General features: G+C 53.7%; 1 protein-coding gene. It reads left to right on the top strand.

Annotated features, from left to right (window positions below; all coding sequences use genetic code 11):
- Positions 1-514, top strand: a 514-nt coding sequence (locus H5182_RS22080; protein WP_182760662.1) for an Ig-like domain-containing protein, incomplete at both ends; no start/stop codon positions are given.

The following is a 514-nucleotide window of genomic DNA, read 5'->3' as shown; positions in this document are numbered from 1 at the left end:
TTGCCACCCCGATTGAGGTTGATGGCCGGATCAATGCTGTAGAAGATGGCAGTGTATTGATCACCGGCTCCGGGGCAGAAGCCAATGCCAGTGTCAGTGTAACTATCAGCGATGGCGCGAATAACCAATCGCGCACCGTGACAGCCGATGGCTCTGGGGCATGGACTATCAGTGGTAGTGAGTTTGATGTCAGCAGCTTTAATGATGGCACGCTCACCGTCAGCGCCACACAAAGCGATGCGGCGGGTAATACTTCAAGCGCAGCCAGCACCGCGGTGATTTTAGATAACGCAGCACCGAGTGCCTTGACGATCGCCACCCCGATTGAGGTTGATGGTCGGATCAATGCTGTAGAAGATGGCAGTGTATTGATCACCGGCTCTGGCGCAGAAGCCAATGCCAGTGTCAGTGTGACTATCAGCGATGGTTCGAATAACCAATCGCGTACTGTGACGGCTGATGGCTCTGGGGCATGGACTATCAGTGGTAGTGAGTTTGATGTCAGCAGCTTTAA

The organism is Pseudoalteromonas sp. SG44-17 (assembly GCF_014164235.1).
Lineage (GTDB): Bacteria > Pseudomonadota > Gammaproteobacteria > Enterobacterales > Alteromonadaceae > Pseudoalteromonas > Pseudoalteromonas rhizosphaerae.
The sequence above is the reverse complement of the archived record's forward strand: the minus strand, read 5'-3'. Positions and strand labels throughout refer to the sequence as shown.